The following is a 15,879-nucleotide window of genomic DNA, read 5'->3' on the forward strand; positions in this document are numbered from 1 at the left end:
GATGGCCTCTCAAGCATTGCGTGCAACTCCGGGCACATGGGCCGAGCGCCTCCGTCCCCTGCTTCGGGAGCAGCATCCGTGGCAGAAATTTCTCTCACTTGGCCTGTCGCTCGCGCTGCTGGCGGCACTAGGGTCCAAGCTGGCGACTATCGGCTTCTCCGAGCTTTTGCGGGGCATTCCCGCCTCGCCAATCTTCTGGATTGCCTTTGCCGCCTATTATCTGGCCCTGCCGGCTTCCGAATGGCTGATCTTTCGGCGATTGTGGAACATTCCGCCTGCTGGCTTCGCCGCGCTGCTGCGCAAGCTCGTCAGCAACGAAATCCTGTTCGGCTATAGCGGCGAGGCCTATTTCTACGGCTGGGCGCGGCGTCACGCGAAGATGGCGGCGGCGCCCTTCGGCGCCATCAAGGATGTCAGCATCCTGTCGGCGGTCGCCGGCAATCTCATGACCCTCGTGATGTTGGCGCTCGCATGGCCGGTCGTTGGACAAATCGCTCCTGAATTCCATGGTCGCACCGTGGCGTTGTCCGCAGCGGTGATTATCGGGCTCTCGCTTGCTCTTCTCGCTTTCCGGCAGCGCATCTTTTCGCTTCCCCGCACCGAACTGCGCATGATCTTCGGCATGCATATCGGCCGTTTGCTGCTGACGACATTCCTTTCGGGCGTCATGTGGCACAGTGCGTTGCCCTCGGTGTCGATGGGCTGGTTGCTCATCCTCGCAACGCTGCAACTGCTCGTGACCCGCCTGCCGTTCGTGCCCAACAAGGATATTGTCTTCGCCAGCGTCGCTCTGTTCCTGATTGGTCATGACGGAGCGATCGGAGCGCTGATTGCGATGATCGCCGGTCTGATCCTGCTTTTGCACCTGCTTCTCGGCGCAATTTTGACGATGGCCGAGCTTGCGACGGCTCATCGTTCGTGAAGGCCGCGATAACCCCCATCGCGCTGCTGTTCATTGCGGCTGCGCCCGTTTCGCCCGACCCGTCGCTGGGCAAGGCCGAAGCCGCGTGCCGGCCGAATGAGGCGGGTCCTGCGCTGCTCGTTGGCATAACCGGCCTCAAGGATCGCAAGGGTCTGCTGCGCGCAGAAGTCTATCCCGATAATGACAGAGATTTTCTGGCCGACGATGCGGTCTTGATCAACGCGCGCAAGACATTCCGCAGGGTGGATCTGGACCTCCCCGCATCGGGGCCAGTGACCCTTTGCCTGCGCCTACCCGGTCCCGGTCGCTACAGCCTGTCGGTCCTCCACGATCGCAACCGCAATCTCAAATGGGACAAATTGTCCGACGGCCTTGGCTTCGGCGGCAACCCGAGGCTCGGCTGGTCGAAGCCCAAGGCAGCGTCGGCCTCGGTGCTCGCGGGAGCGGGGCCGACGCGCACCGAAATCGTCATGAACTATCTGAGCGGTCTCAGATACCGGCCCCTGGAGCGCAAATGAAGATTGTCGATGTCTGTGCCTTTTATACGCCGCACGGCGGCGGTGTGAAAACCTATATCGACCGCAAACTCGCGATCGGTGCGGCTCTGGGCCATGAGATCGTCGTCATCGCGCCTGGCTCGCACGATCATGTCGAGCGGCGAACCGGCGGAGGCCGGATCATCCACGTCGCAAGCCCGCCGTTGATTGTCGATCGGCGCTACCGCTATTTCGACGATGCGGCCGCCGTTCATGCCCGGCTCGATGCCGAGCGCCCCGATCTCGTCGAAGCCTCCTCGCCCTGGCGCACCGCCAATATCGTTGCCGACTGGCAGGGAAGCGCGCCGCGCTCGCTGATCATGCATGCCGATCCTTTGGCCGCCTATGCCTATCGCTGGTTCGGCCGGTTTGGCAGCCGCGAAGCGATCGACAAGAGCTTCGACCTCTTCTGGCGCCATTTGCGCCGGCTCGGCGATCGCTTCGACTGTGTCGTCAGCGCTAACCGTCACCTCTCGTCGCGGCTGCAGACGGGCGGAGTGGCCGGCATCGTAACTATTCCGATGGGGGTCGATCCCTGCCTCTTTTCACCGGCGCATCGCGACGTCGATCTTCGCCGCGACCTTCTCGCGCGCTGCGCGCTTCCCGAAAATGCGAGCCTCCTCATCGGCGTCGGCCGCCACAGCGCCGAGAAGCGCTGGCCGTTGGTCATCGACGCCTGCCTTGCCGCATCGCAGCATCGCCCGATTGGCCTCGTGCTCGTCGGCGACGGCCGCGATCGAGGGCGGATCGTGCGTCATATCGGCAATAATCCGCATATTCATCTGCTCGCTCCCGTCGCCGATCGCCTCCTGCTCGCGAAGCTCATGGCCAGCGCCGACGCGCTGATCCATGGGTGCGAGGCCGAAACGTTCGGTCTCGTCGCGGCGGAAGCGGCGGCATCGGGGCTGCCGTTGATCGTGCCCGACGCGGGCGGGGCTTCCGATTTTGTAGCCGACGACAATGGCGAACTATATGCGGCGGGTGATGCGGGCGCCGCGGCCCGGGCGATCGGGCGGCTTCTGTCTCGCGACCGGCCACGGCTGGCCGCGGCAACGGCGCGGCGCGCTGCCGGCATCCCGCTTATCGACGATCATTTCGACGCGCTCTTCAGCCTCTATGGCGAGCGGGCGGCGCCGCTGCGCACGGCCGCCTGATGTCTGCGATCGATCTCTATATTGCGCGGCGGCTGGCGCGACCCTTTCTCGCTAGCGGTGCGACCGTCATATTGCTGCTGAGCCTCGAAAACAGTCGACGGTTGATGGGCTTGCTCGACAATGTCGAGAAGCCGGTCGCGGTGTTGATCAAGCTCATGGTCTATCTCGTTCCCGAATATCTCGGCATCGGCCTTCTGATTTCGGTGTTCGTGGCTGTTGCGGTCGCCTTTCGCGGTTTCGCGATCAGCGGCGAACTCGACATCTTCGCGTCAATCGGTCTCTCGCCCGCTCGGCTGCTACGCGTGCCGCTACTCTTCGGGCTAGCGATTGCCCTCTTACACGTTGGGCTGCGTGCCTATGCCGAACCGGCTGGGGAGCAGCGGCTCGATGCGCTGGGCACCTCGATCGCGATCGGCAACCTCGGGCTGTCGATCGCACCGGGCGAGTTTCTCAGCCCGCGCCCCGATACGGTTTTCCACGTCGACGCCGTCGATCGGCGCACGGGCGAATTCCGCGGTCTTTTCTTGCGCAATCATAATATGACCGTCGCCGCGCGGGACGGCAGGGTCATCAATGGCGGGCGCGACGGCGTGCTGCTGCGTCTCGCCGATGGCCATGTTATCGCCAGCAAACCGGGCGGGCGTCTCGAGATGGCGTCCTTCCAGACGATGGCGATGCCGATCCAACTGCTGGCTCCAAAGTCCGTCCGCGAGAATGCGCGCCACCGCAACGACCGGCTCATGCTGGGCGACCTGATTCGCACCGCCGTCGATGGACCGATCGCTGCCGAGCGCACGGCGGCACGCGCCGCACTCGGCAGCCGTTTTGTGACGGCCGCTTTCATCGTCCTGATTCCCTTCTTCGGCTTTGCGCTTGGGGTTCCGCCGAAGCGATCGACGTCAGCGCTCGGCCTCGGATGCGGGATCCTGCTCATCGTCGGGTTTGTTCAGGCGATCGTTGCCATCGAAGATAGCGCTCATTCGCTGGCGCCGCTGTTTCAATTGATGACCCTCATCGGCTTTGCCCTGGCGGCATTTGTCCTGTTTCGCTTTCAGCGCAGCCAAGGTCCGGGGGCGATCGAAGCGGCGCTCATGTCGGCCAGCCGTCCTGCACGCCAGATTTCGCGTTGGATACCGTTTGATCGCATGATGATGCGGTTGCCTCCCACCCAAAAGTCGATGCTCTCGGTCGGCCGATGACGTCCAATGCCCGCCGGTCCGGCCGATCGAATCCGGGTAAGAGATCGACAAGCAAGGTGCGCGACCGCCCTCACTTTACGTGGCAGGCGGGCGCGCCATTCTGGTGGAACCTGCTCCGCTTCGCCACGCGAAACGGCAGCGATTAAGGCGAGTTTAGTTCAGCTGCGGCGCTGTCTTTGCCGGCAGGGAGCGACCGCGTGCGGCCTTTGTCTGGCGCCAGTCGTAAACCGTCCAGCCGCGCCGCAGGGCGAGGTTAAGCAATTTTTTGGACGGATTGACCGCCACCGCCTCGTCTGCCCATTCGAAGGTCGGAAGATCTGACAGATCGTCCGAAAAGAAACGGATATGGGCGTTGGCGCGGTCGATCTCCTGCCCGGCGAGCCAATGCTCGAGCATGCGTCGTTTGTTTGCGCCATAGCAATTCTCACCCGCAATCCGCGGCGTGAGGTCGCGCCCGCGCCACGTCGATGCGGTGCCCACGATATCTGCGACACCAAGCCGCTCGGCGAGCGCCTCGAGATAGAAGAGATGCGCGGCCGAGGCGATGACGACGCGACGCCCCGCCGCGCGCTCGGCGGCAATGCTCGCGATGGCGTCGGCGTGAATATTATTCGCAATGCTATGCTCGGCATAGGCATCCACGAGGTCGGTCACGAGGTCGAGATCGACCGCGCTTCCGAGCATGAGCCGCTGCATTGCCTGCTTGAGTTGTTTGCGCGTCAGGAGGCGGGCCTTGTAGGCTGCCATGAGACCGACCACCAGCGGGGCGAAGACGAGCCGCCACGGCGCGCGTCGCCGCGCCGCAAAAAGCAGGAACGGCGACCAGGTGCCGTATATGGTGAGCGTCCGGTCGAGATCGAAGACCGACAGCGGGCAGGATGATGACATGAGCGATTTCCTCCGCAGGTAGGACGCCGCCCGAATTATTTTCCGCACTTGCTGCGGATATCACGACGCTGCGGCGTCGTTCGTCCCATGCGGATCGGTTTTCTTTTCAATCATGACCAGATTCACCAGATGGCCCACAGCATGCCGGTCGCGCTTGCCCTTGCGCGGGCGGGCACAGACGCCGAGATCATTGTCGCAACCACCAACGAGCTTCTGGAGCGTGAGGCCGTGCGGCTGATGGGCGGGGCTGTGCCGTCAGGCATCCAATTCGTTGCTCTGCGTCTGCATTCGGCGGCGTCGCGGAGCGTCGATGCGATGTTTGGACCCATTCTCCCCGCCGCCAAATTGCTGGTCTACCGCGACAATCTCGCCTTCTTTCGCTCGCTCGACCTGCTCGTCGTGACCGAGCGAACCTCGCTGATCCTCAAAACGCGCTACGGTCTATCATCGCTCCGTATGATCCTGACCGACCATGGTGCCGGAGACCGGGCGATCGGCTTCGGCAAATCGGCGGCGCTATTCGACCATATATTGGCGGCGGGCCCGAAAATCTGCGATCGCCTCACCCGCGAGGCGGGCGTCTGTCCCGACCGGCTGACGATGACCGGCTATCCCAAATTCGATATCGCGACGGGGGAAGGGCGACCAATCAAGTTTCGCGGCAGCAATCGGCCTGTCGTCCTCTACAATCCACACGTCTCGCCGCATCTCTCGTCCTGGTATAAGCAGGGACGCGCGGTGCTCGACTATTTCCTCGCCACTGACCGCTACAATCTCATTTTCGCGCCGCATATCATGATGTTCGAGCGGCGGATGGCGGTCACGATCGACAAGCTTCGGTTCGGCCTTCCCGGAAAGCTGCGCACCCGCTACGCAGCGGCGCCGAACATTCACATCGATCTTGGCAGCACAGCGTTGACCGACATGAGCTACACGAACGGGGCGGACATCTATCTCGGCGACGTCAGCAGTCAGATTTATGAGTTTCTCAGGACCCCGCGACCCTGCCTCTTTCTGAACTGCCACGGCATCGACGCGGACCACGATCCCAACTTCGCCCACTGGCAGTCCGGGCCGGTGATCTCGGACGCTCGCCATCTCGATCGCGGCCTGGAGGAAGCCGTGAAGGATCATCCGGCACGATATATGGGGGTGCAGCGGCGGCTCTTCGACCACACGTTCGATCTCACCTCCGAGCCATCGTCGGTGCGAGCCGCTCGCGCAATCGCTTCACTCGCGCGCGGCCGTGAAATTGAAGGCCGATCCATCGATGCCGGCCTTGCCCACTGACGCGGCGGAAAAATCGCCGGGACCGGTCCGCCGCATCTACCAGAATCTCGGGCTGCTGCTCGGCGGCAAGGCGGCTGCGGGGCTGATCAGCCTCGTCTATGTCATTGCGGCCGCCCGTATCCTCGGCCCCGAGCAATATGGTGTCCTTGTCCTCGTGAACTATTTCGCGATGCTCGTGGGCGGACTCGTCGCCTTTCCCGGCTGGCACGCGATCGTCCGTTACGGCGTCCAGCCCGCTGAAAATGATCACGCTAAGCTTATCCGCTTGTTGCGCTTTGTCGGCGCGGTCGAGCTTCTGGCCGGGCTGGTCGCGGTGATCGTAGCGGCGCTCGCAGTGCCGATCGTCGGCCCCCTCCTCGGATGGTCGGCGGATGCGCAGGCTCTCGCCATACCCTATTGTTTTGCGGTCCTTGCGACCGTGCGCGCGACCCCCGGCGGGTATCTGCAAATCCTGCGGCGCTTCGACCTTCTTGCACTCCATAATATTGTGACACCGGTGATGCGGCTGCTCGGCACGCTCGTGGTCATCGTCTTCGATCTGGGGCTCACGGCCTTCCTGATTGCCTGGCTTGTCGCTGCGCTGGTTGAGGGCGTGTCGCTTTGGATCGCGGCGATCTGTCTCGCGCGCCGCCATATGCTCGACCAGCCCCTGCTCGGAGCGGTTGCAGACGCTCGGTGCGAGCATGACGGACTTGGCCGCTTCATGCTGACCGCCAACGCCGACATAATGTTGGGCGACCTGACCGGTCGTCTTACCCCGCTGATCGTTGGCGCGATGCTTGGCCCGGCTGCGGCGGGCCTATATTCGATCGCGCACCGCGCAACGATCGTCATTTCCCAGCCCGCGCAGATATTGGGCCAGGCGGCTTATGCCGAGCTAGCCCGGCTGGCAGCCGCAGACGGTGCGAAAACAGCCATTCGCCATGCGCTCGCGCGCTGTGTCGGCATTGCGCTTGCAACGGCGCTGCCTCTGGTCGTCGTCTTGGCGTTCTTCTCGCATGAGGTTGCGGTGCTGATCGCCGGTCCGGCCTTTGCCGGCGCCGCGGCGATCATGATTTGGCTAACGCTGGCCAGGGTCGTGGCGATGGCCGGACCGCCAACAAGTGCAGCTCTAATAGCACTTGGACATCCCGGTTTATCGGTGGCGGCAAATCTGGTTGCCGGGCTGGGCCTTTTGCCGCTGCTGCCGCTATTCACCAGTTCCGCCGGGCTGGTAGGCGCAGGCTATCTCGCATTGCTGCAGGCTGTGATCGCTGCAGGGCTGCTCGGTTTCGCGCTGTGGCGTGTCACCGCCCATTCCGCATGATGCCGCTGCTCTCCACAAGCGCGACGCGCGGTCACACGCCTTTCCTATTTCGCGCATATCGGGCAGACGCTAAGTCTTGCCGCGAGAGCGAAAACGGAAGAGCGCAGGATCTGATGACCGAAGCCTCTGGGCTAGAAGCGATATTCCTGGCCAACCGGCCGGCCTTGTCGCGCTATCTGCGCGTTCGTCTCCGCGGCGACGGCGATGGCGAAGATATATTGCAGGACCTGTGGCTGAAACTCGCGGATATCGATGCCAGCGTAATCGCCGAGCCGCTCGCTTATCTTTACCGCGCCGCCGAGAATCTGGTGCTTGATCGCCGCCGCTCTGCGCAGCGCCGCACCGCGCGCGAGCAGGAGTGGACGAAGGGCCATATCGAGGGCAGCATGGCAGCTCCCCGCGACGCCCAGCCATCGGCGGATCGCCTGCTGGTTGCTCGCGACCAGCTTCGGCGAGTCGATGCGGTTCTTGATACATTGCCCGAACGCACCGCCTTTGCCTTTCGCGCCGTGCGGATTGATGGTGTCCCGCAAAAGCAGATTGCCGCCGAAATGGGGATCAGCCTCAGCGCGGTCGAAAAACATCTGCAACGGGGTTATCGAGCGGTTCTGGAGCTCAAGCAGCAATTGGATGTGGATATCGACGCGCCGCAACGTCAATGGGCCGAAGGAATTGATGATGGCGTCCGGTAGCATTGTTGACGAGGCCATTGCATGGCATGTGCGGCTGCAGAGTCCTGCGGCTGACGGCACATTGTGGGCTGAGTTCACGGCTTGGATGGAAGCCGACCCCGCGCATGCCGATGCGTATGACGCGGTCGCGTTCGCCGACGACCGGCTTTCGGAAGAGCTTGCAGGTGCCGGAACGATCGCGACCCCTTCGCCCCCGGCAAATAATGACAATGAACCTGGCGCGTTGCCATGGTATCGCGGCCGCGCTTTTCTGGCGATCGCCGCCAGTCTCGTTCTGGCCCTTTTCCTGTCGCCTATGCTGCTGAAGTCGCCAGGGATGGAATCGATCGCAGCCCAGCCGGGCGAGACGCGCGAAATCGCGCTGGCCGACGGATCAAAAATCGCGCTCAATGGCGGCACGACGATCGCGCTCGACCGCAAGGCCGAGCGCTTCGCCCGCCTCGAAAGCGGCGAGGCGATCTTCATGATCAAACATGACAGCGCGCGTCCGTTCATCGTTGAAACCGGTGATGGCACACTTCGCGACGTCGGCACGATCTTCAACGTGCGGCAATCCGCCGACGGGCTGGAAGTCGCGGTGTCCGAAGGCAGTGTGCAATACCAGCCGGGCTCCGAGGCCGTGACGCTCACCGCAGGCAAGCAGCTCCGCGTCAAACGCGGAACCTCGAAAGCCATCGTCTCGGCAATCGATCCGGCCACGGTGGGAGGATGGCAACAGGGAAGGCTGAGCTATCGCGATGCGCCGCTCACGACGATCGCTATGGATTTGTCGCGATCTCTCGGCACCCCGGTGACCGTGTCGCCGGACCTCGCAAGTCGCCGTTTCTCGGGCGTTATTCGCATCGATCGTGACGAAGCGCGGCTCTTCCGGCAATTGGAATCCTTGCTTGGCGTCCGTGCGCGTCATAGTGCCAAAGGATGGCAATTGACGCGCTGATCCGGTGACTTGGACCTACTTCCTCCCTGTCGTCGCGATCTCGATCTCGACTGCGAGTCCGGTGTCCGCTGCCGAAAGCCAGCGCTTCGATATTCCGGCCCAACGCCTCGACAATGCCTTGATCACGCTTGGCAACGCGGCGCAGATCTCGATCGGAGGGATCGATCAGCGCCTCGCTGGCGCGCGCAGCAAACCCGTTCGCGGCCGAATGACGATCGCGCAGGCGCTAACCACGATGCTGCGGGGCACCGGTTTCACCTATCAGATCGTCGATTCGCAGACAGTGCGTATCGTCGCAGTCCCGCCGCGCGCGAATCCCAGGCCGGCAGTGCGGAGACCCGTTTTACCCGCAACGCCGCGGCCCGAGGCCGCTGCGCCGCCCACCGAAATCGTCGTTACCGCAACCAAGCAGGGTCAGGCGCTCGACAGCTATCCGGGCACCGCGCACATTCAGTCGGTCGGCAGCGCGGGCCTCGGTGAAAGTCAGGGTACGGCCGCTTTCGTCGCCCGGATTCCGACGCTGACCTCGACAAATCTTGGCCCGGGCCGCAACAAATTGTTCGTGCGCGGTATCGCCGACAGCAGCTTTTCGGGACCAACCCAATCGACGGTAGGTCTCTATCTTGGCGATCTGCGCCTTACCTATAATGCGCCCGAGCCGGATTTGCGCCTATATGACATCGACCGCATCGAAGTGATCGAAGGGCCACAAGGCACGCTATACGGCGCGGGCGCGCTCGGCGGCATCGTCCGGATCGTTCCCAAGATGGCGGACGATGGCGGACTTCATGCGTCGGCGACGGCCGGGCGATCGGCCACGCGCGATGCCGAACCCGGCTATGATCTTGGCGGCATGATCAACATACCGATCGTTGCCGATCGCATCGCCCTGCGGCTCGTCGGCTACAAGCAAGTCGAAGGCGGCTATATCGACAATGCGACGCTGGGCGCGAGAAATACAAATCGGACGCGTATCGACGGCGCACGCGCGAACCTGCGCATCGAGCCCGGAGACAATTGGACGATCGACATCAATGCGCTGCTCCAGAATATCGATACGCGCGATGGCCAATATGCCGAAACCGATCAGCCAATCCGGACTCACGCGGCCAGTATCGCCCAACCGCATGACAATGATTTCAAGGCAGCCAGCGTTGAAATCGCAAAGAACTGGGGTGATCTTAAGCTCATCTCATCGACGGGGATCGTCGACCATGACTTGTCGGAGACCTTCGATGCCACCGGATATGGCGGTAATCCCGACATACAGATATTCGAGGGCCATGAGGCGATCCGCCTGCTGACACACGAGACGCGCCTTTCGCACCGTGCATCTTTGGGCGACAGTTGGGTCGCGGGGTTCAGTCTCGTCCGCAACATCGATCGCATCGACCGTCGCCTCGGTCCGCTCGACGCACCCGTTACGCTGGCGAGGCTGCGCAACCAGAAGACCGAGGTCGCCGTCTTCGGCGAAGCAACGCAGCGGATTGCTCCGCGCCTGTCGGGTACGCTCGGCGGGCGTGTCGTCTTTGCGGAGACGATCGGCGAGTTAATCGGGGGATCGGGCGAGGATTTCGAACCGAAGCGTCGGCAGGTCCGGTTCCTGCCCACCGCGGCGCTGTCTTGGAAACCCAATTCCGATCTTCTGACCTTCCTCCGGTATCAAAGCGGATTCCGCAGCGGAGGGATCGCTATCACTGCTGGACAAGTCAATGCCGCGCAGCGTTTCGATTCGGATTCCATCCACACCGCCGAACTCGGCATCAGGCTCGGGAACGAAAGCGACACGACAGGCCCCCGCTTTTCGGGAGGCATCACGACCTTCTATTCGATCTGGACCGATATCCAGGCTGACCTCATCGGATCCGACGGACTACCCTTTACCGAAAATATCGGACGCGGAACCGTCTATGGCGCGGAGATCAATGCGCGCTGGCGCGCTAGCGATCAGCTGTTCTTCGACGGAGCGCTGTTTGTCAATCGCAGCGCGCTGACCAACCCTTCCGAGGGGCTCGAAGAAGCCGACGAACGGCCGCTGCCGAATATCGCGCGGACAGGCGCGCGTTTCAGCGCTGCTTGGGAAATGCCATTATCCTCCGGCCTGACATTCAAGCTCGACGGCACGGCCCGCCTGATCGGCGCGTCGAGCCTCGGGACGACGGCGCCGCTCATCCTGGAGCATGGCGAAACGACCCAGGTCGACCTGTCCGCGTCGCTCATCACATCGCGAGGCTGGTCCCTTTCGCTTGACGCCACGAACCTGCTCAACGCCAGCGGCAACACCTTCTCCTATGGCAACCCATTCACCGTCGCTGAGGGCAAGCAGATCACGCCGCTGCGACCGCTGACGGTCCGATTGGGCATTCGAGCCGGATTTTGACGTGCGCACCCTCTTGTCAAAGGACAGGCCGATGTTTGAACGACCCATGCCGCGAGAGTTGCGAAATTGAAGAAGATCCTGAAACTGCTGAACTCGGAGCGATTGCTGGCGCGTCGGCCGGATATTCTCCTCACGGCGGCGATAGCGCTCGCGGCGTTCGTCGCGCTCGGTATTTTCAAGCTGGCATCGGAAATCACCGAGGGTGAACTCAATGCCTATGATGCCCCCGGGCTGCATTGGGTGCGCGCCTTATTCGGCGAGAGCAGCGGCATGCGCGCGGCGATGCTCGATCTGACCGCATTGGGCGATGTCACCACCCTGACGCTGGTCGTCATTTTTTCCTCCGGCTTGCTCATGACGCTCAAGCGAGGACAACTCGCCCTGTTCCTCGTCGCCCAATGCGTATCGGGAGCGCTGGTGATGAGCTTGCTGAAGGCATGGTTTGGAAGGGCGAGGCCGACTGTCGTCGAGCATTGGGCCTCATATGGAACTGCGAGCTTCCCGAGCGGCCACGCGGCGAATTCCGCCATCGTCTATTTGTCCATTGCCGTACTCGTCGCCGGATTGGCGCCGAGCCGGTCGAGCCGCATCTATGTCGCTGGAGCGGCGGGATTGCTCGTAGCGTCGATCGGCATTTCGCGTCTGTATCTCGGCGTTCATTGGCCGAGCGACGTCCTCGCCGGTTGGGCTTTCGGCGGTGGATGGGCTCTTCTGTGCTGGAGTATCATGTGGAGGATTGCGCCCCTCAAGGCCCGCGCGGACACCTGATTTATCGATTTCGGGCAATCCCTGATGCTGATGTGAGCGGGGTACCGGCAGGAAACGCTACGATGACGCTCGCGCCTGTACTGGCATCCGCTGTCGCTATCGTCGCGTGGCAGCGATCGAAGATCGCCTTGACGATGGCCAGCCCGAGACCGGATCCATCGGAGTCCAAATTCAGGCGATGAAGGGCTGCAGAATCGCTTTGCGCTCGCTTGCTGGAATGCCAGGGGCATCATCGCGCACCTCGATCTGCGTCCGGCCTCCAAGCTGGCTGACTACCTCGTTGATAAAGAGAGTTCTCGATCAGGTTCCGCAGCAAGAGCGACAGCTCGAAATTGCGCATGGGCACATCAATATCGACATCGCCTACGACGCCCAGATCAACCGAACGCGTTTCGGCGAGTGGCATGAACAGCGCAATGACCGACCGTAATACGGTGCCTAGTTGGGCGGAAGCGTCAGCGTCAGCCGCAGCGTCCAGCATCCTTGCAAGCGCCAGCAATTGCTCGAGCAATATGCGCGCGCGATCCAGCCCGCTCCGCAAGAAAGCAAGGCGTTCGCGCGCCTCGACCGGGAGATCGGTCGTCCCAATTCGTTCGGCTTGTAGGGTCAGTGCGCTCAAAGGCGTGCGAAGTTCATGAGCGGCGTCGGCGACGAAGCGACGCTGCGCAGTCATTGCCCCGCCTAGCCGGGCTGCATTGCGGCCCCTTTACCATAGGACCGTCGGCCGGCCCTTTTCTCCACAGTTTAAAAGGTTGGGACATACCCTGACCGTCCTTGACCGGAAATTTAAGGCGGCACGCACGGGGCTCTCAGGCCGGACGTGGCTAGTGAAAGATCTGGCGCCCCAATTCGATATTCGTCGCTATCGGCAATCATGCCGAGGTGCGGTCCGCGCCTTTCCATCCGACTGGCGGCGCGCTAGAGACGGCACAGGGAACTCTTGTCCCCCCCCCCCTCGCACATGGCGTCACAATTACCGTCGCGGCCAGTTCGTATGTAACTCGTCAATTACATAAACGTGGTTCGCTTGGCCTTGGGCATGATCGTCCGCGATATGCGGATGACTCGCCGGCAGATCGTCATGGCGGTGCGCGACGATGTCCGGATCCTCGCGCGGCCAGATCGCGATCGCGATGAGCGCGCCAACTAAGGCCAGGACCGCGCTGGCGCCCAGCGCCGCGCCCATGCCGGCGCGCGCACCGACCTGTCCGGCGAGCGGATAGGCGAGGAGCCAGCAGACGTGGCTGAGCGCGAATTGCGCCGCGAACAGCGCGGGACGATCGTCGGCCCCCGAGGAGCGGCGCAACAGCCGTCCGCCCGGTGTGATGCTCGCCGCATAGCTAAGGCCGAGCGCGAACCAGCCGCCGAGGATGATGGGCCAATGACTCGTCTCGTCGGAAAACGACCAGGCGATCGCGAGGATCGCGAGGACGATGGTCATGGAGAGCGCCGCCGCAATCATGATGCTGCGGTCGGCGATGCGGTCGAGTAAGCGGGGCAGCAACAGCGCCGCGATCATCGAGCCGCCGCCGAAGGCTGCGAGCGTGATCGCGACCTCGCTCTGGCCAAGCCCGAGCGCGCCGCGCACGAGAACCGGCGTGTTGACGATGACCATCGCGCTCGCCGCCGCTGCCGCGAGCGTCACCGCCAGCAGGCCACGCAGCCGTGGCGTCTTCAGATACTGGCGTGTGCCGCGAGTGGTCTTGTCGTAAATGCCGCCGTTCAGGGCGGTGCCGGACGTGCGCGGCAGCACGACCGACAGGACGAGCAGCGCCGAGCAGGCAAACCCGATCGCGGTGCCCGAGAAGAGCCAATGGAAGTTCATGATGCCGAGGAGAGCGGCGGCGAGCACCGGGCTTGCGAGGCTCTCCATGTCATAGGCCAGCCGCGACAGCGAGAGAGCCCTGGTATAATCCTTCTCGTCGGGAAGAACGTCGGGGATCGTCGCCTGGAAGGTCGGCGTGAAGCCGGCCGAGGCCGACTGGAGAATGAAGATAAGCAGGTAAATCTGCCAGACCTGGTCGACGAAGGGGAGAGTGAGCGCGACAAGGCCGCGTACCACGTCCATCGCAACGAGGAACGCCTTGCGCGGCAGCCGATTGGCATAGGCGCCGACGACGGGTGCCACACCGATATAGGCGACCATCTTGATCGCCATCGCGGTGCCGAGGACGGCGCCGGCATCGGCGCCCGCAATCTCGAAGGCGAGGAGGCCGAGGGCGACGGTCGCAAGGCCGGTGCCGACGAGCGCGATGATCTGCGCCAGGAAAAGATGGCGGTAGGTCCGGTTGGCGAGAACGGCGAGCATGGGCTTGACTCCGCGAGCGGCGATCTTCTGTCTATCCGTCCCCGACCCGATCGCAAGACCGGGCCGGAGTCTGTGGATGCGAGGCGGCCGCGTCAGACGATGCGGCGGATGTCGGTATAGGCGCCTTCGGTGCGCAGCGTAATCGTCACCGGCGCACCCGAGCGGTTGCGCCAGAACCAGCCATGCTTGCCGTCGAAGGCCGCGACGAGTTCGCCGGTCTCGCCGGTCGTTTCCTTGCCCTTGCCATAGCCATGATAGGCGATGCCGGGGGCGTCAGCATGGGTGTCGAAATTGACATGGCCACCCGCGACCGACCAGGTGAAGGCGAGCTTTGCATTCTTCGCCATCGTCGCCTTGATTTCGGCGCCTTGGCCCGGTGCAAGAATGATCTTGGTCGTGTCGGAGCGCTGCGGCGCGCCCGTGGCAGGCGCGGCGGCTGAGGAAGAAGCTGTGGTGGGCACGAGAGGCGCGGCAGCAGCGCCCATTGCGGCGTCCGCGGCCGCTTCTTCGGCGAGCTGGGTCTTGATCTCGCCCATCTGCGTCAGGCCGAGCTGGCGCCCGATGCCCGTCGGGTCGATCGCATATTCGCTGGGAAGGACGATCGCGACGAGGATCGCGCCGGCTGCAGCGGCGGCGATGACGGTCGCGCGCAGGAGCTGGCGGGTGGTCGGCAGGTCTTCGAGGCGGGGCTTTTGACTGTTGAACATGAGGAATTTCCTTTGGATTAGCTGACGGCGTAGCCGGCGAGCTGGTAGCCGACGAGCACGAAGCCCGCGGTCATCAGCAGCACATTGGCGGCGAAGGCATGGCGCATGAAGCTCGGGGTCCGGCGCCAATAGCCCATCAGGATGAGAATGGCGGCGAGCGCGAGCAGCTGCCCGATCTCGACCCCGATGTTGAAGGCGAGCAGGTTCGGGATCAGCCCCTCCTTCGCGATCTCGAATTCGAGGATCTTGGTCGCCAGGCCGAAACCGTGGAAGAAACCAAAGATCAGGGTGGCTGCCTTGGTGTTCGGCTGGAACCCGAACCAGCGTTGATAGGCGCCCAGATTGTCGAGCGCCTTGTAGACGACCGACAGGCCGATGATCGCGTCGATGAGATAGGCGATGGCGCTGATGCCGGTGAGGACGCCGAACAGCATCGTCGTGGAATGACCGATCGCGAACAGCGTCACATACAGGCCGATATCCTTCATCCGGTAGAGGAAGAAGATGACACCGAACAGGAAGAGCAGATGATCGTAGCCGGTGACCATATGCTTGGCACCGAGATAGACGAAGGGCCAGAACAGGACACCGCTGCTTTCCTGGATATAGCCCTTGTCGCCCTCGGCGACGCCATGTGCCCAGGCGTCGGCGCCCGCCGCGAGGGCGAGCAGCAACAGGGCGGCGGCGAGAATGAGGTTTCGGATCGTCGTCCCCGGCGGGGCGATCGTGCGCGTGAACATGCGATAAACTCCTGAAATGGCTATGGCCCCGCGCGCCGGGCAGCGCGCGGGG

At 63.2% G+C, this 15,879-nt stretch carries 15 protein-coding genes; 10 read left to right on the plus strand and 5 right to left on the minus strand.

Annotation, left to right across the window (positions count from 1 at the left end):
* The first annotated feature begins 1 nt into the window (after position 1).
* From QOL79_RS18050 to QOL79_RS18065, 4 genes are read left to right on the plus strand one after another with little or no spacing between them, the layout of a single operon-like run.
* Complete coding sequence (locus QOL79_RS18050) at positions 2-922, plus strand: hypothetical protein (protein WP_058455275.1); 921 nt, start codon at positions 2-4, stop codon at positions 920-922.
* Positions 919-1,440 carry a DUF2141 domain-containing protein gene (locus QOL79_RS18055; protein WP_058455274.1) on the plus strand — a complete coding sequence of 174 codons (522 nt, stop codon included), beginning with the start codon at positions 919-921 and terminating at the stop codon, positions 1,438-1,440. Before QOL79_RS18050 ends, QOL79_RS18055 begins: the two co-directional genes overlap by 4 nt.
* On the plus strand, positions 1,437-2,612 hold the full coding sequence (locus QOL79_RS18060) for a glycosyltransferase (protein WP_058455273.1): 1,176 nt from the start codon (positions 1,437-1,439) through the stop codon (positions 2,610-2,612). Before QOL79_RS18055 ends, QOL79_RS18060 begins: the two co-directional genes overlap by 4 nt.
* The gene (locus tag QOL79_RS18065) at positions 2,612-3,811 is read left to right on the plus strand and encodes an LptF/LptG family permease (protein WP_216313932.1); all 1,200 of its coding nucleotides are present in this window, start codon (positions 2,612-2,614) and stop codon (positions 3,809-3,811) included. Before QOL79_RS18060 ends, QOL79_RS18065 begins: the two co-directional genes overlap by 1 nt.
* Positions 3,812-3,964: 153 nt before the next feature.
* Here QOL79_RS18065 and QOL79_RS18070 read toward each other — a convergent pair whose 3' ends face one another.
* Positions 3,965-4,699 (minus strand): HAD family hydrolase, encoded by a 735-nt coding sequence (locus QOL79_RS18070; protein ID WP_058455271.1) that lies wholly within the window; start codon positions 4,697-4,699, stop codon positions 3,965-3,967.
* A gap of 129 nt (positions 4,700-4,828) precedes the next feature.
* Here QOL79_RS18070 and QOL79_RS18075 point away from each other — a divergent pair, with 129 nt between their 5' ends.
* From QOL79_RS18075 to QOL79_RS18100, 6 genes are all read left to right on the plus strand, one after another.
* Positions 4,829-5,989 (plus strand): CDP-glycerol glycerophosphotransferase family protein, encoded by a 1,161-nt coding sequence (locus tag QOL79_RS18075; protein WP_231729125.1) that lies wholly within the window; start codon positions 4,829-4,831, stop codon positions 5,987-5,989.
* Positions 5,970-7,295 carry a lipopolysaccharide biosynthesis protein gene (locus QOL79_RS18080; RefSeq protein WP_058455269.1) on the plus strand — a complete coding sequence of 442 codons (1,326 nt, stop codon included), beginning with the start codon at positions 5,970-5,972 and terminating at the stop codon, positions 7,293-7,295. Before QOL79_RS18075 ends, QOL79_RS18080 begins: the two co-directional genes overlap by 20 nt.
* Before the next feature lie 113 nt (positions 7,296-7,408).
* A complete protein-coding gene (locus QOL79_RS18085) occupies positions 7,409-7,987 on the plus strand; it encodes an RNA polymerase sigma factor (protein ID WP_082657262.1) in 579 nt (192 codons plus the stop codon).
* Positions 7,974-8,924 carry a FecR family protein gene (locus tag QOL79_RS18090; protein WP_283420340.1) on the plus strand — a complete coding sequence of 317 codons (951 nt, stop codon included), beginning with the start codon at positions 7,974-7,976 and terminating at the stop codon, positions 8,922-8,924. Before QOL79_RS18085 ends, QOL79_RS18090 begins: the two co-directional genes overlap by 14 nt.
* Before the next feature lie 4 nt (positions 8,925-8,928).
* Positions 8,929-11,304 carry a TonB-dependent receptor gene (locus tag QOL79_RS18095; RefSeq protein WP_058455266.1) on the plus strand — a complete coding sequence of 792 codons (2,376 nt, stop codon included), beginning with the start codon at positions 8,929-8,931 and terminating at the stop codon, positions 11,302-11,304.
* 66 nt (positions 11,305-11,370) lie between these two features.
* Positions 11,371-12,072, plus strand: coding sequence for a phosphatase PAP2 family protein (locus tag QOL79_RS18100; RefSeq protein WP_231729124.1), 702 nt, complete (start codon positions 11,371-11,373; stop codon positions 12,070-12,072).
* Between the two features lie 229 nt (positions 12,073-12,301).
* On the opposite strand, the gene QOL79_RS18105 is transcribed toward QOL79_RS18100, so the two are convergent.
* The 4 genes from QOL79_RS18105 to QOL79_RS18120 all read right to left on the minus strand — a co-directional run bounded on the left by QOL79_RS18105 (position 12,302) and on the right by QOL79_RS18120 (position 15,827).
* Positions 12,302-12,745, minus strand: coding sequence for a sensor histidine kinase (locus QOL79_RS18105; RefSeq protein ID WP_082657786.1), 444 nt, complete (start codon positions 12,743-12,745; stop codon positions 12,302-12,304).
* Positions 12,746-13,045: 300 nt separating this feature from the next.
* On the minus strand, positions 13,046-14,380 hold the full coding sequence (locus QOL79_RS18110) for an MFS transporter (RefSeq protein WP_058455265.1): 1,335 nt from the start codon (positions 14,378-14,380) through the stop codon (positions 13,046-13,048).
* Positions 14,381-14,472: 92 nt separating this feature from the next.
* Positions 14,473-15,087 carry a hypothetical protein gene (locus QOL79_RS18115; RefSeq protein WP_058455264.1) on the minus strand — a complete coding sequence of 205 codons (615 nt, stop codon included), beginning with the start codon at positions 15,085-15,087 and terminating at the stop codon, positions 14,473-14,475.
* A gap of 17 nt (positions 15,088-15,104) precedes the next feature.
* On the minus strand, positions 15,105-15,827 hold the full coding sequence (locus QOL79_RS18120; protein WP_058455263.1) for a HupE/UreJ family protein: 723 nt from the start codon (positions 15,825-15,827) through the stop codon (positions 15,105-15,107).
* Positions 15,828-15,879 lie beyond the last annotated feature (52 nt).

Source organism: Sphingopyxis sp. Geo48, assembly GCF_949769155.1.
Lineage (GTDB): Bacteria > Pseudomonadota > Alphaproteobacteria > Sphingomonadales > Sphingomonadaceae > Sphingopyxis.